Below are 18,910 nucleotides of genomic sequence, written 5' to 3' on the forward strand. Positions count from 1 at the left end.
AGATGAACATGCCAGACAAACCAGACACTTGGGCGGGTGCGCTTGCGTGGTTGAGTCAGCATTCGCCAGTGCTGGGTGCCGCGCTCCTATCCGCGACCATGGCGGTCCTGCGGATAATCTACGGCGGCGGCACCAGGCGCCAGATGCTGGTGGAGGGCGCCATCTGCGGCGGACTGACCCTGACCATCATCAGCGGCCTGGAGTTCTTCGGCTTGCCTCAGACCTTGTCCACGTTCGTCGGTGGTTGGGTTGGCTTCCTCGGCGTCGAGAAGATCCGCACCATCGCTGACCGGTTCACCGACTTCAAGCTGCCCAGTCGTAAGGCCGATTAATCCGCGCCACGTTTTCGAATGCGCCCAATCGTGGCGCCGAATGAGGAACACACCATGAGCACCATCAGTGCCGAGTACTACCAAATCAAGGGCATGGTCGGTGATATGACGCCCGAGGAGCAGGCCGAGGTCGCCCGGATTGAAGCCCTGGTGATTGAGTTGGCCAAGTCGTCCCAGTCTGCGGCCCTGGGCGTGATCCTGGCTTCGATCAAACTTTCACTGGAAGGGTGAGCGCCATGCTCATCGAGTTCGAATGCTCCAGGTGTCACTGGGTAAGGATTGAGCCCATGCCGTACCACTCCAGCACGACCATGTGCGAGGCGTGCCGGCGCTCTGTTTTGGGTGGTGGAAAGTTGCCGCCGCCTCCACCCATGCGCGTGCCTATGGCGCCGCTGGTGCCAAGCCTTGGCTCGATGCTGGTGGCGGTCGTGTTCCTGGTTGGGGTGGCGATAGGCGCCAAGATGGCAGGGGGCTGGTGATGCGGTATCGAGACCTGGTGGGCAAGACGGCAAGCGAACTGAAGGCCTGCACCAAGGACGGCGCGCCTGAATGGCTGGTTGGATATGCCAAGGCATCGATGGCCAAGGCCGACTACTACCACGGTGGGCGTCGAAGCATAACCTGCCCACTTCGCGCTAGGGCAATGAATGAACTGCTGCAGCTCGGCGACGTGCTGCGGTACTGGAAGCGGTGGGCCTGATGGCTTGCAGCGGATGCGCCGCCCGGCGCGAATGGATCAACAAAATGGGAAGGCTGGCTTATGAGCGGGCAAGTGAACTCTTTACTGGTCGAGATGCTGGCCGAGCAGAAGAAGCAGACGGCGATCCTCGAAAGGATGGCAGAGCAGCAAGGCCTGCTGATCCAGGCTCTGGCCGAGGAGCAGGTCGATCAAGACCCTGATGCCCGACCTCTGACCTATATGGACGGTACGCCATGCCGGTGAGGCCGAAGCGCTACGCACCAGCAGCAGCCAAGACTATTCAGCATCAACCGGCCGATCAGCAGCGTGGCACCAGCACCCAGCGTGGGTATGGGTACCGGTGGCAGCAGGCTAGGGCTGGCTACCTGCGTAAGCATCCTCTGTGTGTTGAGTGCGAGAAGCTCGGCAGGGTAGAGCCTGCTACTGACCTGGATCACATTACTCCTCACCGAGGCGATAACGACCTGTTCTGGGACCGCTCTAACTGGCAGCCCCTCTGTCACCCGTGTCATAGCCGCAAAACAGCAACCGAGGATGGTGGCTGGGGCAATGCACGGCGCTAAAGCGCAAAAAAGGCACGAAAACAGGGCGGAAACGCCTGTAATGAGATGAATTCTTATTATTGGCAGGGGGAGGGTAAAAAGTTGAGGGACTTTTGCTTCTAGACCGCGCCCAAACGTTTTTTTCGCGCCGTCACTTGAGCAAAACCGTTTTTCAGCACACGTACACACCGCCGAAAGGCTGCATTTACCGAGTATTCACCATGGCAAACCCGCGAAAGCCTGCGCAGCTCAAGGCCGTCGCCGGCACTTCGCGGAAAGATCGTGACGTCCCGGTCGAAGTCGAGCTGCCTCTTGTCGATGAGGCGCCGGCCGTTCCTGACTGGATGCCCAACGCTCACGCCATCAAAGAATGGAACCGGCTTGTGCCGATCCTGATGGCTAACAAACTGTTAACCGATGCCGCGCTCAGTCCGCTTGCTCACATGTGTGCGCTGCACGGAAAGATCGTGCAGCTATACGCCGCTGGTGAAGCGCCGACCGCGAGTATGTCCGGCACGCTGCGCAACTTGCAGAACGATTTCGGCCTTACGCCGGTCGCCCAGGGCAAGGTCAAATCCTCCGGAGCTGATGACAACAAAGGCAACGCCTTCGCCGGGAACGGTCGTAAGCGGGTGACCAAATAATCGAATGATCTGGCTGTCCAGTCTGGAGTAGGGATGCGTGATTTCGTCAAGATCGCGACCGACTACGCCAGGGCTGCGGTGGCCGACAAGAAACGGAAGAAGCACGGGCGCCTGATCCGTGAGGCATCGAAGCGGTTCCTTGATGACTTGAAACGGGCCAAGAAGAAAGACTGCCCGTTCATCTTTGATGAATGGCACGCCAACGATCCCTGCGACTTCATTGAGAAGTTGCACCACGTTGAGGGTAAGTGGGAAACGCCGACGATTGTCATGCACCCGTCGCACATCTTTTTCGTAGTGCAGCTGTTCGGTTTCCGCAAGCGCGAAGCGGTATACACCGAAGGATGGGGCGACGATGGGATGTTTCATCCTCGACGCTTCACCTCGGCTCTGTTTGCCGTGGCACGGAAGAACGCTAAGAGCACATTGTCCTCGGCAATTCTTTTGTACTGCGAGTGCTGCGAGCCGGAAGAGGGTGCTCAGATCGTCAGTGCGGCCACCACCTTCGGTCAGGCGGCGATCATCTTTAACGCTGCAAAACGCATGGTCGAAAAGAACGCCGACCTGCGTGAGTACTTCGGCCTTGAGGTTTGGGCCAAGTCGATCAGCCGCATGGAAACCGGTGCGAGTTTCAAGCCTATCCATGCCAAGGCATCGACACAGGACGGTCTGAACCCATCGCACGTCGGTCTCGATGAGATCCACGCACACAAGACCGCCGACTTGCTGAACGTACTGACGTCAGCAGCCGGCGCGCGGGGTAACCCTCTCTGGCTGTACACGACTACCGAGGGTTACACGAACCCCGGGCCGTGGGCCGAGATCCGGATGTTCGCCAAAAAGCTGTTGTCTGGGCTATTCGGCCACACGGCTGATCACTTTTTGGTGGTGTTCTACGCCGTCGATGACGAAGACAAAACGCTGGGCATCAAGGCTGACAGTGAGTTCGACGAAACCTGCTGGATCAAAGCCAACCCGCTAATGGATGTGAACCCGCATCTATTGGCGGCGATCCGGAAAGAGGCGGTGGAAGCGAAGCAGATGCCGTCGAAGATGGCAGAGTTTCGAATCAAGCGTCTGAATCGTCCTGCTTCAACGGCTGATGGCTGGGTTGATCTCAATAAGTGGCAGCGCTGCGGTGGCGAGGTCGATCTTGAGTGGCTTTCACAGTACCCGTGCTGGGGCGGCCTCGACCTGGCTTCGACGACTGACCTCACATCGTTTCGGCTGGTCTGGAACGTTGATGGCGTGATCTACACCTATGGCTGGCGCTGGGCCCCAGAGAGCGCGGTAGCGTTCCGCACTGAGCGGGGGACTGTGCCGTATGCCTCCTGGGTTGAGTCTGGCCTGCTGAAGCAGACCGAGGGCGACGTCACTGACTACGCCGTGATCGAGGCAGACGTTAAAGCGGTCTGTGAGCGCTTCAATGTCCAGGCGATCGCCTACGACAAGTGGAACGCCCAGGATCTGGTAAACCGCCTGGTAGCAGCGGAGCTTCCAATGGTGGAGTTCATCCAGGGGCCGAAGTCCTACCACCCAGCCATGCAGGCGCTGGAGCTGGCTTACATCGCGGGAACCCTGGCGCACGGTGGTGACATGCTTCTCAACTGGTGCGCATCGAACCTGATAGCCAGACGTGACGACAACATGAATATGGCGCCCGACAAGAAGCGCTCCGCAGACAAGATCGATGACATGGCCGCGCTGCTCATGGCTATTGGTGTGTCTGGTGCGAAAGCAGAGAAAACGCTCTCTGACCACATCATGAAATACGGAATCAGAACCCTATGACCAATGAAAGCGAAGCGCCGAAGCTTGAGGCTCTGAAAGAGGTGTTGCCGGATCTGATCGGCGTGCTTGGTTTGGGCCTGCTGACCCGTGGCCTTTGGGCCTGGATGGGCGAGCCATTGGCGTTGACCGTCTGTGGCTCGCTCCTGATTGTCTTGTCTGTTGCTTCCGTACTGCGGGGGGACCGGTAATGCTTCGTTCTCTTCTGGGGAGAAAGAGCGGCCCTCAATCTATCGACACGTCAGAGAAGCTTGCCCAGGCCTTGGGGGCCGGGTACGAAAGCAACTCAGGACAGCGAGTGACTACAGCAAGTGCCATGCAGCAACTGGTGGTGTTCAACTGCGTCCGGGTGCTGGCTGAGTCGATCGGCATGCTGCCTTGTCGGCTGCTTAAACAGACTGACCGTGACCGTCTCCCGGCAACGGGCCATCGGCTTTATCCGCTGCTGACCATGGCTCCGAATGGGTACATGACCGCCCAGGAGTTCTGGGAGTTGCTGGTGGCCTGCCTGTGTCTGCGCGGCAACTTCTTCGCGTACAAGGTTTGGGTGCTCGGTAGTGTCGTTGAGCTGCTGCCGCTGAATCCGGACATCGTTACGCCAAAGCTCAAGAATGACTGGACTGTCGAGTACACGGTCAACTTCAAGTCGGGCACCCGTGTGCTGACACAGGATGAGATCTGGCACGTTCGGCTGTTCACCCTGGACGGTTTGAACGGGTTGAACCCAATCGCGTATGCCCGGCAGGCGCTGGGCCTTGGTCAGGCGATGGATGCTCATGCTGCCAAGCTTTTCACCAACGGCGCAGTTACCAGCGGTGTGCTGCGCACCGAGGAGACGCTTACACCTGAAGCGTTCAACCGAATCAAGGAGGAGTTCCAGGGGCAGCACATGGGCGCAGCAAATGCCTATAAGCCGATGATTTTGGAGCAGGGCCTGGACTGGAAGCCCATCAGCCTCAGCGCCCAGGACACCCAGTTCATCGAGTCAAAGAAACTCACCGAGGCACAGATCTGTGGCCTGTTCCGTGTTCCACCGCACCTGGTGGCCAGCATGGAAAAAATGACACTCAACAACATCGAGCACATGGGTATGAGCTTCGTGAACTACTCGCTGGTTCCGATCATGACCCGGATCGAGCACCGCATACAGGTCGGCCTGCTCAGTGAGAAAGACCGCTTGACCCATTACGCAAAGTTCAATGCCGGCGCCCTGATGCGTGGTGACCTCAAGGGCCGCTACGAATCCTACGGAAAGGGCATTCAGTGGGGGATCTTGAGCCCCAACGACTGCCGCGAACTGGAAGACGAGAACCCCCGCGAGGGCGGCGACATTTACCTGACCCCGATGAACATGACCACCAAACCAGAGGCTGCCGACGATGCAGACAAAACAGCGTCTTGACGTGCCGCTGACCCTTAAGTCGGTCAGCGACAACGGCGAGTTCGAAGGCTACGGCTCCGTGTTCGGTGTCGAGGACAGCTACGGCGACGTAGTGATTCGCGGTGCATTCGCGGCCAGCCTGGCCAAGTGGAAAGAGAAGGGTCGACTGCCGGCCATGCTCTGGCAGCACCAGATGAGCGAGCCGATCGGCGTCTACACCGAAATGCGCGAAGACGACGTCGGTCTGTACGTCAAAGGTCGGCTGCTGATCGATGACGACCCGCTGGCCAAACGTGCGCACGGGCACATGAAGGCCGGAAGCCTGACCGGCCTTTCCATTGGCTACATGCTCGACGACTACGAGTACGACAAGGAAAAGGGCGTCTGGATCTTGAAGGCCATCGACCTGTGGGAAGTCTCCCCGGTCACCTTCCCGGCCAACGACGAAGCCCGGATTACCGATGTGAAATCTCTGCTGGCCCGCGGCGAAACACCGCCGCCCAGCAAAGTGGAGCGAGCCCTTCGAGAGGTTGGGTTCTCTGGCTCCCAGGCCAAGGCCTTTATGGCCAAAGGCTACGGCGCAGTTTCACCGCGAGAGGCGGGTGCCGACGAAGCGCTGCAATTCCTCAAAACCCTATCTGATCGAATGTAAGGAGCCTCTCATGGCTGTTGAAATCAAAGACGTACAAGACGTTGCTGAAGCGTTGGGCAAGAAGTTCGACGAGTTCAAAGAGAAGAACGACAAGCGCATTGATGGCCTGGAAGCCGAAAAGGGCAAGCTGTCCGGACAGGTCGATACCCTCAACGAAAAGTTGAGCGAGCTGGACGAGCTGAAGAGCAACTTGGAAAAGGAACTGATCGCGCTCAAGCGCCCCGACGGCACCGGCACCAAGGCTGCCAGCGAGCACAAGGCCGCGTTCATGCAGTTTGTCCGTAAGGGTATCGATACCGGTCTGGGTGATCTGCAGGCGAAGGCGTTGCAGATCGGTAACGAGGCCGATGGCGGTTACGCGGTGCCGGAAGAACTGGACCGAAGCATCATTGAATTGCTGAAAGACACTTCACCGATGCGCCAGGTGTGCAACCAGATCACTGTAGGCTCCCCAGACTACAAGCGCCTGGTAAGCCTGGGCGGCGCCGGCTCTGGCTGGGTCGGCGAAACTGACGCCCGTCCGGCGACCGGGACCCCGACCCTGGGGCAGATCTCGGCTTTCATGGGTGAGCTTTATGCCAATCCGCAAGCCACTCAGACCAGCCTCGACGATATCTTCTTCAATGCCGAGGGCTGGCTCGGCGACGAGGTTTCCCGAGAGTTTTCTGAGAAGGAAGGTAGTGCCTTCACCAGCGGCAATGGTGTCAACAAGCCGAAGGGTTACCTTGCGTACGAGCTGACTACCGAAGTCGACAAGGTTCGAGCGTTCGGCAAACTGCAGAAGCTGATTTCGGGCGCGGCCGGAGGGCTGACCGCTGACAACCTGATCGACCTGATCCATTCCTTGAAGGCTGGCTATCGCGCGAACGCCCGCTTCATGATGTCGAACCTCACCGTTGCCTATGTGCGCAAGCTGAAGGACGAGCGCGGCGACTACATCTGGCAGCCAGGCTTGCAGCTTGGTCAGCCATCCACGCTTCTGAGCTACGGCGTTACCGAAAACGAGGATATGCCTGACCGCGCTGCTGATGCGAACGCGGTTTCTTTCGGCGACTTCAAGCGCGGTTACACCATCGTTGACCGCATTGGCACACGGGTGCTGCGCGACCCCTACACCAACAAGCCTAACGTTGGCTTCTACACCACCAAGCGCGTCGGCGGCATGCTCGTCGACTCCCAGGCGATCAAGGTTCTGACCCTGAGCGCTGCCTGACTGAGAGGCGCCTTCGGGCGCCAACTCTGTGGAGGATTTATGCCGATTATTCTCGTGAAGAAGCCTTTTCCGTTCGCGGTGGATGGCAATCAAGTGATTGAAATTCCTGCCGGCGAGCAGGATGTCTCGGAGCGTTGCGCGCTGGTGGCGGTCGAGCACCTGGGCGTGGCGTCCTACCCCAGTCAACTGGACACCAACGGTCTGAGGCTGGATGGTCCGACCATTGCTGAGTTTGTAGCAGCAGGCTACCTGGCGGCGAGTTACCCGCCTGAGGGTTACGCATCGCGCAGCTCGCAGGAAGAAGTCGACATGGCTATCGAGGCGCAGAAAGAAACCGACCCGCTCAAGATGAAGGTTCCCGATCTGAAGGCCTGGCTCGCTGGCAAAGGGATCGAGTTCGATCCGACCGCCAACAAAGAGGCACTTCAGGCGCTGGTGCCGAAGGGTGATTGATCTTCCCATCGTCAAGGCTCATTTGCGGGTCGACCATGACGACGATGATGCGCTGATTCAGGGCTACACGGATGCAGCCCTCAGTGCTTTCGAGACCTGGACCAATCGGACGCTGGTGGCGCCGGAAGAGGCTCTGCCTGATCCGGTTGGAAATGCGCTGGTCATGAGCAAGGCGATTATGCAGGGAGCGCTTTTGCTGATCGGCACCTGGTACGACAGCCGCGAATCTGTGGTTGTTGGAACTATCACCGCTGAGCTGCCAATGGCGACCAACGCCCTATGGAAGCCTCACCGCTGGGTGAATCTATGAGAGCTGGAGATCTGCGACACCGAATTACCTTTCAGCAACTGCTCCCCGGAGTCGATCCAGAAACCCAGGAGCCAACGGATGGCGTTTGGGTCGACGTAGCCACCGTACAGGCTGCCATAACTCCACTGAGTGGCCGCGAGTTCATTGCTGCTAAGGCGGTGAACTCCGAAGTCGTGGGGCGGATCGTGATCAGGTATCGAGCTGATATCAAAGCCAGCATGCGTGGCTTGAGTCGTGGCCTGATTTACAACATCCAGGGCGTCTTGCCTGATCCGAAGTCGGGGCGGGAGTACCTGACCCTTCCTTACTCCGAAGGGGTGAACGATGGCTGACGACATCCAGTTCAGCCTGGTCGGCATCGATAGCCTGCTTGGAAAGCTAGACACGGTGAACGATGAGGTCAGGCGCAAGACCGGGCGCACCGCGCTTCGACGCGCTGCTGAGATGGTGGCCAACAACTTCCGAGAGGGCGCTCGCCGCTGGGATGACCCTGACACCGGGCGCTCCATTGCTGACAACATCGTCCTTCGCTGGAACGGGCGCTTGTTTCGCCGCACTGGAGACCTGGGCTTTCGCGTTGGCGTTCTGCATGGCGCGGTGCTGATCAAGAACGGTAGTACAGAGACGAGTGCCCCGACGCCGCACTGGCGCTTGCTGGAGTTCGGTACTGAGCATATCGCGGCAGATCCTGTTGCGCGTTCAGCCTTGAAAGATCACATCAGCGAAGTGACCAACGAGTTCGCCACCCAGTTCGAGAAGGGCATCGACCGAGCAATACGCCGCGCCGAGAAGGCCAGGAGCAACTGATGTTTGCACCGATCAACGCCGTGTGCACCATGGACGCTGGAGTGGTTGCGCTGTTGGGATCAACCCCGCAGCGCCTTTATCCGTTTGGTGATGCCGCGCAGAACGTACCCAAGCCCTACGCGGTCTGGCAGACCATCGGCGGCGATCCTGAGAACTACCTTGCAGGCCGCCCTGACATCGACGGCTACACGCTGCAGGTCGATGTGTACGCAGAGACGGGCAAGGATGCTCGTACTGTTGCCAAGGCCCTGCGCGATGCCATCGAACCTCACGCCTACATCATCCGCTGGGGGGGGGATGGTCGAGACCCGGCGACGAAGAACTACCGGTACAGCTTCGACGTGAGTTGGATTGTGCCCCGCCGATAGGCAGCGGGGCATCTTTCTTAATGCTTCTTGTACATCTCTTCAAAGTCCTTCATTGCATCCATCAGGTCATTGAACTTCTCTTGCTGGAGTTCTTCTTTTGACTTGATGGCCGGCCGCCCAAGCAGCCTGCGGACAATCTGTTTCAAGTAGCTCATTTGTGTTTCCTCGAGTTTGCCGAATTGGCCAATGCATCCTAATGCATAAAATTCGAGTGATTTTCGAGGGGTTTGCATCTTCTGTGCCCGCACCGTGCGGGTATTTTTTTGCCCGACGTTTGGAGAACACCATGTCGATTCTTTCCCAAGGAACCCAGGTATACGCCCTGGTCCCGCCGCTCACCGGCACCGGACCTATGACAGTCATGGAGGTTGAGTGCGCCACCAGCTTTGACCCGGGCGGCTCACCGGCCGAACAGATCGAGGATACCTGCCTCAGTGACCAGGAGCGAACCTACAAGAAAGGCTTGCGCACCCCAGGCCAGGCCTCGCTGGGGTTGAACGCTGACCCGAACAACGCGAGCCATATTCGCCTGCATCAGCTGTCCGAGACCGACGGTGACACCACTATCAAGTGGGTAGTGGGCTGGTCGGACGGAAAGGGTATTGAGCCGACCGTCTCCAAGGAGGGTGATGACTTCGTCTTGGCCAAGACCCGCACCTGGTTCACCTTCGAGGGCTACGTCGCCGACTTCCCGTTCACTTTCGCGCAGAACGCCGTGGTTGCTTCGACAGTGTCGATCCAGCGCTCGGGCGGCTCCGCCTGGATTCGCAAGGTATCCGCATAATGGAACTGAGCATCGCAAACCTGAAAAAATCGAAAGCTTTCACGGCGCGCCCAGTGGAAAAGCAGATCGAGTGGGAGGGCTCCAAGTTCACTTGCTTTGTCCGGCCGCTGTCGTACCAGACGGCGGTGGGAGATATCGCTGCCCACCGCGGCGCTGACCCGTTGGCCTGTCGCATCGCTTCCAGCATCTGCGATGCCGAGGGCAAGGCCGTGTTCACCGTCGACGACATCACCGGCGAGGCGGATCCGGAGAAGGGCGCGCTCGACCCAGACCTGACCAACCTACTGCTGATCGCCATCGGCGAGGTGCAGAACGCGGGAAAGAAGAAGCGCTAGAGCCAACCGACGAACTATGGTGCGAGCTGGTCATGAACGGAATAGGCGGCCGCACCATCGCCGAAGCGCAGGAGAACATGACCTATTCCGAGTTCGTGGTCTGGATGAAGTTTCGCGCCAGGCGCGGATCGCTGCACCAGGGCATGCGCGTCGAGATGGCCCTGGCCCAGCTCCAGGCGCTCTACGTCAATTCGAAAACCGGCAAGGATGCACCGAGGCTTTACCAGCAAGACTTCGCACCACATATGGACCCGCGTGTCGAAACCTTGGATGAAGCGATAGCTGGATGGGAGTAGATTGGCTTCTTTTTAAAAGGAGAATGGTATGAATAGGGAACGTCTGGACTTCTGCGTTTTTGTTGCAAAGGTGATGGCGGCTTTGGCAGTGCTGTCTGCACTAATTGTTTTGTACAACTTTGGACGGGTTGAGGTTTTGGTTAGAACTGATCATATCGGCGTCGGTCAGATGATTATGAATTGGCCGGTAATTTTCGGGGCAATCGGAAGTGCAGTTTATGCGCTGCTATTCGCCGCGATGATGAGCGCTGTCAGATACGCTTGTTACTTCGCGCAAGATGCTAGCGAGGGGCGATCAGTGGAAACATAACAATCAGATTGTTGAAGTAGATAAACCCGCCAAGTGCGGGTTTTTTATCACTGGAGGAAAGTATGGCTGCATCACTTGGCACTCTGACCCTTGACCTGATTGCCAAGATCGGCGGGTTCACTGGCCCCATGGACCAGGCAGGCAGAGCGGCGAAAAAATCATCCAGGGAAATGACCGACGCAGCAAAGCAGGCCTCTGCCGCTTGGAGTGCTTTGGGCAAGGTAGCCGCTGGCGCCGTTGCTGGATTTTCAGTCGCCAGCATTTTCGGGCGGTTTGTCACCGAGACAAAGAACGCAGAAAAGGAGCAGGCGCAACTTGGCGCGGTGCTGCGTTCTACCGGGGAGTCTGCGGGCTTCAACCGTGATCAACTCAACTCCATGGCCGGCGCCCTGGAGAAAGCCACGACCTTCTCCAGTGGAGACATCAACCAGGCGCAGACAACGCTTCTTGCGTTCACTGGCATAGTCGGCAATCAGTACAATCGCGCCCTTCAATCAGCCGCCGATATGGCAACCCGTACCGGCGTTTCGGTATCTGCTGCTGCAGAAACAATTGGTCGCTCGCTCGATGTTCCATCAAGGGGGCTGACCGCTCTCAGCAAGCAAGGGTTCCGGTTCACCGAAGAGCAAAAGAAGATGGCCCTGGCGATGGAGTCGACGGGCGATGTTGCTGGCGCGCAAGGGATCATCCTCAAGGCTTTGGAGGAGACTTATGGCGGTGCTGCCGCTGCTGCGCGAGATACGTTCGGTGGTTCGCTGGAGGCATTGCAGAACACGATATCCCTCCTGCTCATTGGGGAAGGCAGTCTTGATTCTGCGAAGAGCGCTGTAAATGCCCTGAATGATGCGCTGTCCGCCCCAGGCACCAAGGACGCCGTAGACAACTTGGCGAAGGCGGCAGGCGTGCTTGCCTTGATTCTATCCGCCCGGCTGGCCAGCGCCGCAGCAGCTTCGGCTTTTTCATTTGCGGCAGCCCAGGTTGAGGCCGTTCGCTATCAGTTGACCCTCGCGAGAATGGCCGGCGTTTCGGCTTCAGCCGCCGCGGGGCTGATCAGTGTTGGAGTTGCAGCCCGCGCTGCTTCTGCGGCAATGGCCCTGCTCGGTGGGCCGGTTGGTGCAGCTTTGCTCGCTGGAAGTGCGCTTATCTATTTCTCTACTAGAGCGACGGAAGCGGAGCGTGAATCTGAAGCGCTACAGAGTCGGATTAATGCACTTGGTGGAGCGTTTGATACGCTTGGGCAAAAGCAATCGGCAGCTGCTCTAATAGATTATAAAGCAGCTCTTGATGGTGCGAAGTTTGCGGCCTCGACAGCAGAGGCAAAAGTATTTTCGTTAAGCAAACGACTAAAAGAGTTCCCCAATAGCCCCGCGGTCGACGGGCTTCGAGTTGATCTGGTTAAAGCCGAAGGCGCAGCCGAAAAGGCAAACGAGAAAGTTCGAGAGCTGTCGGCGAGTATCGAGCAGCTAAACGCACGCGCCAACGGTGCCAATGTGAGCGGCGCGATATCCGAAGCTTCAAAAGTCTATACGGAGATGTCGAAGAGGATCGACGAGCAGATATTGCTTGTTGGCAAAAAGACCAATGCCGACAAGCTCGCTGCGCGCATCAGTGCCGGGCTCGTCGAGGGGTTGAAGGCTGGCGAGGGTGATCTTCTCATTGCGGCCCAGAGGCGCGCTGACACCGCCGAGGCAGCTGCAGCGGCCACCGAAAAAGCAGACGCTGCTGCAAAGGCATCTGCCAAGTCGGCGGCTGAGGCCCTGGCAAAGCGTGGGATCGATGCCGAGGAAAGCTATCAGCGGCAAATTGCGCTCATCGATGAGACTTCCGGCAAGCAGAACAAGGCCAGCGAGGTGGCAAAGCTCGCGTTTGAGATGGAGTCAGGGAAGCTAAAGGGCATCAGCGCCGGCCGCCAGCAGGTGCTGCAGGGCTTAGCTGCTGAGCTGGATTCTAAGATCAAGCTCAAGAAGCAGAACGAGGAAGATCTGAAGCTGGCCACCCTGGCGGCAAACCTCAAGGACAGTAATACCATCGTCCGCCAGGGCTTTGAGATGGAGCTGGCGGGCGCCGGCTCTGGCGAAAAGCTCAGGGCTCGACTGAAGGAAGATCTGGCAATTCAGCAGGACTATGCCAAGCAGCGCGCCGAGATGTACAAACAGTACAAAGAGGCCGATCTGCTGGGCGACCCTGATGCAAAGAGCCGCTACGACAAGGAAACGGCGCTGCTTGAGGAGGCGCTGGCCGAGCGCATGGTTATTCAGCAGGACTACTATAACCAGCTGGATGAGGCACAGAACAACTGGATGGATGGCGTCAGTGATGCCTGGCAGAACTATGTCGATGCTGCGACCGACTACTCAGCCATGGCGGCCGATGCCACGGCTTCTGTATTGGATAGCGCAAGGGGTGGCCTGAGCAATTTTCTCTCTGATGTGATCAGTGGCGCAGAAGATGCTGGCGATGCGCTGGGAGATCTTGTTGCCAACTTCGCCAAGTCGACACTGCAGGCGCTGACGGACATGGCCGCTCAGTGGCTGGTTTATCAGGCGGTCCAGCTGGTGGTGGGCAAGGCCACTCAGTCCGCTGCTATGGCAGGCATGGTGGGCAATGCGCAGGCGGCGTCCTTTCAGGCACAGTTGAATGCGTATGCGTCTACCGCCGCGGTTCCTATCGTAGGGCCTGCTCTTGCTCCAGCTGCAGCGCTTGCAGCGGCTGCTGCAACGGCACCTATGGTTGCCGGTGTCGCCAGCGCAGCACTGGCCGGCATGGCGCACGACGGTATCGACGCGGTGCCGGAGACGGGCACCTGGCTTCTGCAAAAGGGAGAGCGGGTAACCACGGCAGAGACAAGCGCCAAGCTGGATAGGACGCTTGACCAGTTGCGAGAGAACTCTGGCGCCGGGGGTGGTGGGATCACGTACAGCCCCCAGATAACAGTTCAGGCCCAGCCAGGCATGAGTGATCAGGATGCGCGGCGCCAGGGTGAGATGTTGCAAGCGGGCCAGGAGGCTCAGTTCAGGAGATTCCTTCAACGTGAAATGGGGCAGGGCGGCCTGCTCTCGAGGAGGGTCTGATGGCAGAAACATTCAACTACTGCACCCCGCTGACCAGCTCTGGCGATGTTGGCCAACTGACCTGGGAGAATGACTTTGGTGATGGGTACACCCAGGCCGGAGGCATTGGCATCAACACCAAGAGCCAGAAGTGGGATCTCACTTTCAATGGCCCATTCAGTGATGGCTCAACCCTTGAGGGGGTTCGAGACTTCCTTGACCGGCATGAAGGGTACAAGTCGTTTCGCTGGACGCCACCGCTTGGCGTTGAGGGATGGTACCGGGCCACCGGTTATCAGCCTCGCCCGTTGGGCGCCGGCCTTTACAGCCTGTCTGTCACGTTCAAGCAGGTCTACATGCCCTGATCACTTCCCAATCATGACCCCGCCAAGTGCGGGGTTTGTTGTTTCTGGAGCCCCATGAATTACAACACCGACATTCAAAAGCTCGAGCCGGGCAACCAGATCCGGCTTTATGAGCTCGACGCTACACGCCTGGGCGGCCTGCTCTGGCGCTTCCACGGGCACGCCCAGGAGGGCGACATCATCTGGCAGGGGCAGCTCTATTCCCCGCTGCAGATCGACGCCAAGGGTTTTGACATCCGTGGCGATGGCAGGCCAGGAACGCCAACGCTGCAGGTGGCCAACGAGCTTGCCGGTGTGCGTGGCGCTATCACAGCGCTGTGCTTGCAGTTCCGCGACTTGGCTGGCGCCAAGGTGCGAGTCATTGAGACCTTTCGCCACTTTCTGGACGCAGCGAATTTCCCCGAGGGCAACCCGGAAGCCAGCGATCAGAGCAAGGTAAACCTCTGGTACATCGAGCAGAAGACCGAGGAGTCTTTCGACTCGGTCACCTTCTCGCTTTCCAGTCCAACGGACATGGAGGGCCAGATGCTGCCCACCCAGCAGATCACCAAGCTCTGCCGGTGGGCCTGCCGTGGCGGGTACCGAGGCGAGGCCTGTGCCTATACCGGTACCGCCATGTTCAACAAGAAGAACGAGCCCACGGATAACCCGGCTTTGGACCGCTGCGGCGGGTGGTGGAGTAGCTGCAAGCTCCGAGGAAATACCCGGCGATTCGGTGGATCAATGGGCGCCAGTCTGATCGTCAGTTCGAGGTAACCCATGCGTATCAACAAACAGTTGCAGGCCGCGATCCGGGCCCATGCGGAACAGGCCTACCCAGCGGAAGCGTGCGGCGTGCTGATCAGTGCCGTCGGTGGTCGCCAGTACGTGCCGTGTACCAATCGTGCGGCCAGTGAGCGCGAGAACTTCCAGATCTGCGAGCGTGACCTGGCCGCGGCCGAGGACCTGGGGAACGTGCTGGCGATCATTCATAGCCACCCGGACAAGGCGCCCGTGCCCAGCATGGCCGACAGGGTGAGCTGTGAGCTGCATGAACTGCCATGGGGCATCGTCGGTTGGCCCGGTGGTGATATCGCCTGGTTCGAGCCTTCAGGCTTCCAGGCCCCGCTGCTGGGGCGGGACTTCTCCCATGGCCTGCTGGATTGCTGGGCGGCCTGCCGGGACTGGTACGCACGGGAGGCCGGCCTGCAGCTGCCGAACTTCGAGCGCCGCGATCTGTGGTGGGAAGACGAGCGCGGGCCCAGCCTGTACGAGGAAAACTTCAAGGCCACCGGCTTCTACCAGGTCGAGTCAGCTCAGCGCGGCGACATGCTTGTGCTGCAGATCCCAACGCCGGGCCGCCCATGCTTTCACCCAAACCATGCAGCGATTTACTTGGGCGATGAGCCGGCGCTGACCAGTGAGGCGGCGCCGGCCCTGGGTGGGGCTGGCCCGTTCATCTATCACCACATGCCGGGCCGTCTGGCCAGTCGTGAAGTCTATGGCTGGTCCCAGGCCAATCGGGTGCGGTTGATTCTTCGGCACAAGGACTACCGGCCATGACTATGCGGACAATTAAGCTCGGCGGGGTGCTGGGTAAGCGCTTCGGCAAACAGTACCGCATGGACCTGCACAGCGTGCGGGATGCGACGAATGCACTGTGCATCATGAAGCCAGGCTTTGAGCAGTTCCTGCGCACTGCCGAAGAGCGCGGCCTTGTGTTCGCGGTCTTTGTTGATGACCGGAACATTGGCGCCGAGGAGCTGGATCTGCGCTCTAGTGGTGCCGGCGACATCCGGATCATGCCGATCATCCAGGGCAGCAAGCAGGCTGGCCTGTTTCAAACAATTCTGGGCGTGGTGCTGATCGCAGTCGGCTTCATATCCGGTGGCACCACCTCATACGCTGGTATGGCGCTGCTTGCGGCCGGTGCGGCGGTTGGCCTTGGAGGCATAGTGCAGATGCTTTCCCCCACGACTAAGTCTGGCTCCATGGACAAGAACGAGGACGGCAACAACCCAAGCTATGGGTTTGGCGGGGCCGTCACCACAGTTGCCCAGGGCAACCCCTACCCGCTGCTGTATGGCGAACGAGAGATCGGTGGGGCCGTCGAGTCTGGTGGCATCTACACCCAAGACAACATCTGACCGACCAGACCAAACAACCCGCTTCGGCGGGTTTTTGCATTCAGGAGGGCGCATGGGCGCAGTAACAAAGAAGGCGCGCCGAGGCGCTGTTGCCGGCAGCAAAGGCGGTAAAGCGCCGAAGCAGAAGCAGCCCAGCATTGCTTCCAATAGCGTCCCGTCTATCGCAACGGCTCGCATTGTCTACCTGTGGAGCTGGGGGCCAATCGTGGGGCCTGTGGACGGCCTGAAGTCGGTGAAGCTGGACGGAACCCCTATCCAGGCCCAGGACGGCAGCTACAACTTCCCAGGCGTGAAGTGGCAGTTTCGTTCGGGCGAGCTGAATCAGGACCGCCTTGAGGGGATCTCCGAGTCGAGCAACGAAATTTCTGTGAGGCAGGAACTGCTGAGCTCCACTCCCTGGCTCCACAGCATCGCGAACCCTGCAGTTGACGCTGTGCGCGTGCGTCTGTCCTGGCCACAGTTGCGCCGGCAGGACATGGCCGGCAACGTGGACGGCGTCCGGATCGAGTACCGGATCGATGTCTCGACCGACAATGGGCCTTTCATTGAGGTTTTAAGCTCGGCTGTTGATCGCAAGAACGTGACCAAGTACGAGCGGTCTCACCGTATCGAGCTGCCCACTGGTGGCCGCTGGACGATTCGCGTTCGCCGAGTCACCCCCAACGCGAACAGCGACCTGATCGTTGACAACATGTACATCGAAGCGATTGCAGAGGTGATCGACAGCGATCAGGAGTACCCGCTGACCGCTGTGGGCTGCCTGGAGTACGACGCCCAGCAGTTCGGCGGAGATATCGCCAAGGTCGCGGTTCTGATGCGCGGGCGCATTGTGCGGGTGCCTGCAAACTACGATCCGGAGACTCGGACTTATTCCACTTCAGGCGCCGGTACCAGTGGCGGGATCTGGGATGGGACGTTCAAGGAGGCCTACACCAACAACCCTGCCTGGGTCTTCTATGACCTTGTGCTGCACCCTTACTACGGCCTCGGTGAGCGCATCGATGCAACCATGGTTGACCGGTGGTCTCTGTACCGGATTGCTCAGTACTGCGATCAGATGGTCCCTGATGGCAAAGGCGGCACAGAACCTCGATTCACCTGCAACCTCTATTTCCAGAAGCAGGCCGAGGCCTACGCCGTGCTGCAGGACCTGGCTTCGATCTTTCGCGGGCTGGCCTTCTGGGATGGCAGCCAGATCGTTGTCAATGCCGATATGCCCGGCGATCCGGTGTTCAGTTACAGCCCTTCGCAGATCCTCAATAGTGGCGCCATCAAGTATGAGGGCACTCGCTTGCGTGATCGTCACACAGCTGCGATGGTTTCCTGGGATAACCCGGACCAGGGTTTCGAGACCGACAAGGAGCCGGTGTTCGACGACGAGGCGCTGGCCGAGTATGGCTCTGTGCGCGAGCTGAAGGTCGATGCGTTCGGCTGCACGTCGCTTGGCCAGGCACAGCGTGCTGGCCAGTGGGCTCTGATGACTGAGCAGTTGCAGACCCGGGGCGCAGTCTTTCGTGTAGGCCTGGACGGGCAGATCCCCAAGCCTGGGCAAGTAATATCTGTTGCCGACCCTATGCTGACTGGTCGGGATAACGGCGGGCGAATTTCGGCAGTTGCCGGCCGGGCAATCACGCTGGATCGTGACATTGAGATCCCGACCGGCGCCCGCTTGTGGATCAACCTGCCCAGTGGAAAGTCTGAGGGCCGGGTGATCAAGTCGTTCGCCGGCCGCGCCGTCACTGTCATGGCCGACTACAGCGAGACGCCCGCCCCCGAGTTTGGCTGGGCGCTCGACTTCGACGACTTGAAGCTGATGCAATTCTACGTGCGTAACGTCACGCGGCCAGAGTGGCATCAGTTCCAGCTTGAGGTGATCCAGTACGAGCCCAGCAAGTTCGATGTGATTGACCATGGTGCTGTTGTTGACCAGCGGCCGGTGAGCGTTTTGCCGGTAGGCACGCAGGAGGCGCCCGCGCAGGTACTGCTTAGCCAGCACGTTGTGATTGAGCAGGGGATTGCTGTCACGGTTATGTCCATCGCCTGGGATGCCGCTCCCGGTGCCGTGGCCTATGAGGTTGAATGGCGTTGGGGCGCCCGGGAATGGATCAAGGTCCCACGAACTGGCGAGCTTATGGCCGATGTCCGCGGGATCTACTCCGGCCAGTACCTGGCCCGCGTGAGAGCCGTTAGTGCAATGAACGTCTCATCGATCCCGACTACCTCGGTACTGACCAACCTGGAAGGCAAGACCGGTTTGCCCCCGGCGGTTTCGCACCTGGTCACCACTAGCGAACTGTTCGGCATCGGCTTGAAGTGGGGCTTCCCACCTGGCGCAGAGGATACCCAGCGGACCGAGATCTGGTATGGCCCGGGCAACAGCCTTGAGGCCGCCACGAAGCTGACAGACCTGGCCTATCCGCAGTCCGACTACAGCATGCAGAACTTGGCCGCGGG

General features: G+C 59.3%; 27 protein-coding genes. 26 read left to right on the top strand and 1 reads right to left on the bottom strand.

Annotated elements, in window-relative coordinates; translation table 11 throughout:
* Nucleotides 1-2 precede the first annotated feature (2 nt).
* From GV818_RS30975 to GV818_RS31045, 16 genes are all read left to right on the top strand, one after another.
* Nucleotides 3-332, top strand: coding sequence for a phage holin, lambda family (locus GV818_RS30975; RefSeq protein WP_161778424.1), 330 nt, complete (start codon nt 3-5; stop codon nt 330-332).
* A gap of 54 nt (nt 333-386) precedes the next feature.
* On the top strand, nt 387-563 hold the full coding sequence (locus tag GV818_RS34180) for a hypothetical protein (RefSeq protein WP_178125207.1): 177 nt from the start codon (nt 387-389) through the stop codon (nt 561-563).
* A 247-nt stretch (nt 564-810) separates the two neighbouring features.
* Nucleotides 811-1,032: a hypothetical protein gene (locus GV818_RS30980; RefSeq protein WP_161778425.1), complete on the top strand. Its 222-nt coding sequence runs from the start codon at nt 811-813 to the stop codon at nt 1,030-1,032.
* Nucleotides 1,033-1,104: 72 nt separating this feature from the next.
* The gene (locus GV818_RS30985) at nt 1,105-1,275 is read left to right on the top strand and encodes a hypothetical protein (RefSeq protein ID WP_372242138.1); all 171 of its coding nucleotides are present in this window, start codon (nt 1,105-1,107) and stop codon (nt 1,273-1,275) included.
* Complete coding sequence (locus tag GV818_RS30990; RefSeq protein WP_161778427.1) at nt 1,266-1,595, top strand: HNH endonuclease; 330 nt, start codon at nt 1,266-1,268, stop codon at nt 1,593-1,595. Before GV818_RS30985 ends, GV818_RS30990 begins: the two co-directional genes overlap by 10 nt.
* Before the next feature lie 134 nt (nt 1,596-1,729).
* Complete coding sequence (locus tag GV818_RS30995) at nt 1,730-2,218, top strand: hypothetical protein (protein ID WP_218586317.1); 489 nt, start codon at nt 1,730-1,732, stop codon at nt 2,216-2,218.
* Between the two features lie 33 nt (nt 2,219-2,251).
* Entirely contained in the window at nt 2,252-4,009 is a 1,758-nt protein-coding gene (locus tag GV818_RS31000) for a terminase large subunit (RefSeq protein ID WP_161778428.1), read from the top strand.
* Complete coding sequence (locus tag GV818_RS31005; protein ID WP_161778429.1) at nt 4,006-4,197, top strand: hypothetical protein; 192 nt, start codon at nt 4,006-4,008, stop codon at nt 4,195-4,197. Before GV818_RS31000 ends, GV818_RS31005 begins: the two co-directional genes overlap by 4 nt.
* Nucleotides 4,197-5,408 carry a phage portal protein gene (locus GV818_RS31010; protein ID WP_161778430.1) on the top strand — a complete coding sequence of 404 codons (1,212 nt, stop codon included), beginning with the start codon at nt 4,197-4,199 and terminating at the stop codon, nt 5,406-5,408. Before GV818_RS31005 ends, GV818_RS31010 begins: the two co-directional genes overlap by 1 nt.
* Complete coding sequence (locus GV818_RS31015) at nt 5,386-6,039, top strand: HK97 family phage prohead protease (protein WP_161778431.1); 654 nt, start codon at nt 5,386-5,388, stop codon at nt 6,037-6,039. Before GV818_RS31010 ends, GV818_RS31015 begins: the two co-directional genes overlap by 23 nt.
* Before the next feature lie 10 nt (nt 6,040-6,049).
* Nucleotides 6,050-7,252 (top strand): phage major capsid protein, encoded by a 1,203-nt coding sequence (locus GV818_RS31020; RefSeq protein WP_161778432.1) that lies wholly within the window; start codon nt 6,050-6,052, stop codon nt 7,250-7,252.
* Nucleotides 7,253-7,291: 39 nt separating this feature from the next.
* Nucleotides 7,292-7,705 (top strand): HeH/LEM domain-containing protein, encoded by a 414-nt coding sequence (locus tag GV818_RS31025; protein ID WP_161778433.1) that lies wholly within the window; start codon nt 7,292-7,294, stop codon nt 7,703-7,705.
* Entirely contained in the window at nt 7,698-8,015 is a 318-nt protein-coding gene (locus GV818_RS31030) for a head-tail connector protein (protein ID WP_161778434.1), read from the top strand. The genes GV818_RS31025 and GV818_RS31030 overlap by 8 nt, the downstream gene beginning before the upstream one ends.
* Nucleotides 8,012-8,347, top strand: a complete 336-nt coding sequence (locus GV818_RS31035) for a phage head closure protein (protein ID WP_161778450.1) — start codon at nt 8,012-8,014, stop codon at nt 8,345-8,347. Before GV818_RS31030 ends, GV818_RS31035 begins: the two co-directional genes overlap by 4 nt.
* Nucleotides 8,340-8,822 carry an HK97-gp10 family putative phage morphogenesis protein gene (locus tag GV818_RS31040; protein ID WP_161778435.1) on the top strand — a complete coding sequence of 161 codons (483 nt, stop codon included), beginning with the start codon at nt 8,340-8,342 and terminating at the stop codon, nt 8,820-8,822. The genes GV818_RS31035 and GV818_RS31040 overlap by 8 nt, the downstream gene beginning before the upstream one ends.
* Nucleotides 8,822-9,190: a DUF3168 domain-containing protein gene (locus GV818_RS31045; RefSeq protein WP_161778436.1), complete on the top strand. Its 369-nt coding sequence runs from the start codon at nt 8,822-8,824 to the stop codon at nt 9,188-9,190. Before GV818_RS31040 ends, GV818_RS31045 begins: the two co-directional genes overlap by 1 nt.
* A gap of 17 nt (nt 9,191-9,207) precedes the next feature.
* On the opposite strand, the gene GV818_RS31050 is transcribed toward GV818_RS31045, so the two are convergent.
* Nucleotides 9,208-9,345, bottom strand: a complete 138-nt coding sequence (locus GV818_RS31050) for a hypothetical protein (RefSeq protein ID WP_161778437.1) — start codon at nt 9,343-9,345, stop codon at nt 9,208-9,210.
* A gap of 131 nt (nt 9,346-9,476) precedes the next feature.
* Between GV818_RS31050 and GV818_RS31055 the strand changes: the two genes are divergently transcribed.
* From GV818_RS31055 to GV818_RS31100, 10 genes are all read left to right on the top strand, one after another.
* Nucleotides 9,477-9,974, top strand: a complete 498-nt coding sequence (locus tag GV818_RS31055; RefSeq protein WP_161778438.1) for a phage tail tube protein — start codon at nt 9,477-9,479, stop codon at nt 9,972-9,974.
* Nucleotides 9,974-10,309 (top strand): phage tail assembly chaperone family protein, TAC, encoded by a 336-nt coding sequence (locus GV818_RS31060; RefSeq protein ID WP_161778439.1) that lies wholly within the window; start codon nt 9,974-9,976, stop codon nt 10,307-10,309. The genes GV818_RS31055 and GV818_RS31060 overlap by 1 nt, the downstream gene beginning before the upstream one ends.
* Nucleotides 10,310-10,341: 32 nt before the next feature.
* The gene (locus GV818_RS31065) at nt 10,342-10,605 is read left to right on the top strand and encodes a phage tail assembly protein T (protein ID WP_161778440.1); all 264 of its coding nucleotides are present in this window, start codon (nt 10,342-10,344) and stop codon (nt 10,603-10,605) included.
* Between the two features lie 28 nt (nt 10,606-10,633).
* On the top strand, nt 10,634-10,915 hold the full coding sequence (locus tag GV818_RS31070; RefSeq protein WP_161778441.1) for a hypothetical protein: 282 nt from the start codon (nt 10,634-10,636) through the stop codon (nt 10,913-10,915).
* 62 nt (nt 10,916-10,977) lie between these two features.
* Nucleotides 10,978-13,986 carry a phage tail tape measure protein gene (locus GV818_RS31075; RefSeq protein WP_161778442.1) on the top strand — a complete coding sequence of 1,003 codons (3,009 nt, stop codon included), beginning with the start codon at nt 10,978-10,980 and terminating at the stop codon, nt 13,984-13,986.
* A complete protein-coding gene (locus tag GV818_RS31080) occupies nt 13,986-14,330 on the top strand; it encodes a phage tail protein (RefSeq protein WP_161778443.1) in 345 nt (114 codons plus the stop codon). The genes GV818_RS31075 and GV818_RS31080 overlap by 1 nt, the downstream gene beginning before the upstream one ends.
* A gap of 54 nt (nt 14,331-14,384) precedes the next feature.
* On the top strand, nt 14,385-15,086 hold the full coding sequence (locus GV818_RS31085) for a phage minor tail protein L (protein ID WP_161778444.1): 702 nt from the start codon (nt 14,385-14,387) through the stop codon (nt 15,084-15,086).
* Between the two features lie 3 nt (nt 15,087-15,089).
* Entirely contained in the window at nt 15,090-15,872 is a 783-nt protein-coding gene (locus GV818_RS31090; protein ID WP_161778445.1) for a C40 family peptidase, read from the top strand.
* Nucleotides 15,869-16,456 carry a tail assembly protein gene (locus tag GV818_RS31095; RefSeq protein WP_161778446.1) on the top strand — a complete coding sequence of 196 codons (588 nt, stop codon included), beginning with the start codon at nt 15,869-15,871 and terminating at the stop codon, nt 16,454-16,456. Before GV818_RS31090 ends, GV818_RS31095 begins: the two co-directional genes overlap by 4 nt.
* A 52-nt stretch (nt 16,457-16,508) precedes the next feature.
* Nucleotides 16,509-18,910 (top strand): host specificity protein J (locus GV818_RS31100; RefSeq protein ID WP_161778447.1); only part of this gene is annotated, 2,402 nt, incomplete at its 3' end.

It is taken from the genome of Pseudomonas sp. Fl4BN1, assembly GCF_009908285.1.
Classification (GTDB): Bacteria; Pseudomonadota; Gammaproteobacteria; order Pseudomonadales; family Pseudomonadaceae; genus Aquipseudomonas.

Excerpts from the sequence above, each read along its gene's own strand:
- GV818_RS30975 (WP_161778424.1), top strand. The coding sequence starts at position 3 with ATGAACATGCCAGACAAACCAGACACTTGGGCGGGTGCGCTTGCGTGG.
- GV818_RS34180 (WP_178125207.1), top strand. The coding sequence starts at position 387 with ATGAGCACCATCAGTGCCGAGTACTACCAAATCAAGGGCATGGTCGGT.
- GV818_RS30980 (WP_161778425.1), top strand. The coding sequence starts at position 811 with ATGCGGTATCGAGACCTGGTGGGCAAGACGGCAAGCGAACTGAAGGCC.
- GV818_RS30990 (WP_161778427.1), top strand. The coding sequence starts at position 1,266 with ATGCCGGTGAGGCCGAAGCGCTACGCACCAGCAGCAGCCAAGACTATT.
- GV818_RS31000 (WP_161778428.1), top strand. The coding sequence starts at position 2,252 with ATGCGTGATTTCGTCAAGATCGCGACCGACTACGCCAGGGCTGCGGTG.
- GV818_RS31005 (WP_161778429.1), top strand. The coding sequence starts at position 4,006 with ATGACCAATGAAAGCGAAGCGCCGAAGCTTGAGGCTCTGAAAGAGGTG.
- GV818_RS31010 (WP_161778430.1), top strand. The coding sequence starts at position 4,197 with ATGCTTCGTTCTCTTCTGGGGAGAAAGAGCGGCCCTCAATCTATCGAC.
- GV818_RS31015 (WP_161778431.1), top strand. The coding sequence starts at position 5,386 with ATGCAGACAAAACAGCGTCTTGACGTGCCGCTGACCCTTAAGTCGGTC.
- GV818_RS31020 (WP_161778432.1), top strand. The coding sequence starts at position 6,050 with ATGGCTGTTGAAATCAAAGACGTACAAGACGTTGCTGAAGCGTTGGGC.
- GV818_RS31025 (WP_161778433.1), top strand. The coding sequence starts at position 7,292 with ATGCCGATTATTCTCGTGAAGAAGCCTTTTCCGTTCGCGGTGGATGGC.
- GV818_RS31035 (WP_161778450.1), top strand. The coding sequence starts at position 8,012 with ATGAGAGCTGGAGATCTGCGACACCGAATTACCTTTCAGCAACTGCTC.
- GV818_RS31040 (WP_161778435.1), top strand. The coding sequence starts at position 8,340 with ATGGCTGACGACATCCAGTTCAGCCTGGTCGGCATCGATAGCCTGCTT.
- GV818_RS31045 (WP_161778436.1), top strand. The coding sequence starts at position 8,822 with ATGTTTGCACCGATCAACGCCGTGTGCACCATGGACGCTGGAGTGGTT.
- GV818_RS31050 (WP_161778437.1), bottom strand. The coding sequence starts at position 9,345 with ATGAGCTACTTGAAACAGATTGTCCGCAGGCTGCTTGGGCGGCCGGCC.
- GV818_RS31055 (WP_161778438.1), top strand. The coding sequence starts at position 9,477 with ATGTCGATTCTTTCCCAAGGAACCCAGGTATACGCCCTGGTCCCGCCG.
- GV818_RS31060 (WP_161778439.1), top strand. The coding sequence starts at position 9,974 with ATGGAACTGAGCATCGCAAACCTGAAAAAATCGAAAGCTTTCACGGCG.
- GV818_RS31065 (WP_161778440.1), top strand. The coding sequence starts at position 10,342 with ATGAACGGAATAGGCGGCCGCACCATCGCCGAAGCGCAGGAGAACATG.
- GV818_RS31070 (WP_161778441.1), top strand. The coding sequence starts at position 10,634 with ATGAATAGGGAACGTCTGGACTTCTGCGTTTTTGTTGCAAAGGTGATG.
- GV818_RS31075 (WP_161778442.1), top strand. The coding sequence starts at position 10,978 with ATGGCTGCATCACTTGGCACTCTGACCCTTGACCTGATTGCCAAGATC.
- GV818_RS31080 (WP_161778443.1), top strand. The coding sequence starts at position 13,986 with ATGGCAGAAACATTCAACTACTGCACCCCGCTGACCAGCTCTGGCGAT.
- GV818_RS31085 (WP_161778444.1), top strand. The coding sequence starts at position 14,385 with ATGAATTACAACACCGACATTCAAAAGCTCGAGCCGGGCAACCAGATC.
- GV818_RS31090 (WP_161778445.1), top strand. The coding sequence starts at position 15,090 with ATGCGTATCAACAAACAGTTGCAGGCCGCGATCCGGGCCCATGCGGAA.
- GV818_RS31095 (WP_161778446.1), top strand. The coding sequence starts at position 15,869 with ATGACTATGCGGACAATTAAGCTCGGCGGGGTGCTGGGTAAGCGCTTC.